Source organism: Vibrio sp. 1402 (genome assembly GCF_033340275.1).
In genome coordinates, this window is the sequence record NZ_JAWOWE010000753.1 from 1 (window position 1) to 508 (window position 508).

Annotated in this window: 1 protein-coding gene; it reads right to left on the bottom strand. The window is 48.8% G+C overall.

From position 1 onward, the window contains the following. On the bottom strand, positions 1–508 hold a 508-nt coding region (locus R7044_RS28300; RefSeq protein ID WP_225456419.1), incomplete at both ends, for a transglycosylase domain-containing protein.

The window sequence follows — 508 nt, forward strand, 5'->3', positions numbered from 1 at the left end:
CTCGCTTCGCTAAATCCGGTATTTTCTTCGCGATCGCCTGCTCCATTTTACTTTGAGATACAGGATCAAGAGACGTAAACACGCGCAGACCAGTTTCAGCCTTGAAGCGATCACCGACCTTCTCTTTCAGCTCGATATTCAATTGCTGGAAGTATGCAGGCTGACGGCTCGCAATACGTGGTTTGCTTTGTGTATCAAGAGGTCGACTCACAGCTTGTTCATATTGCTGCGATGTGAGCATGTTTTGTTGCATCAGCAATCGAAGCACCAAGTCTCGACGCTCTTTGGTGCGCTCAGGATAGCGAACAGGATTGTAGTACGACGGTCCTTTCACCATGCCCACCAGCATCGCAAGTTGATCAATTCGCAACTCTTGGATTGGCTGCCCAAAGTAGTAGCGTGATGCTAAGCCAAAACCGTGGATCGCTTCGCCGCCGCTTTGGCCCAAATACACTTCATTGAGGTAGGCTTCTAAAATGCGGTCTTTGCTGTAACGGTAGTCAAGAAT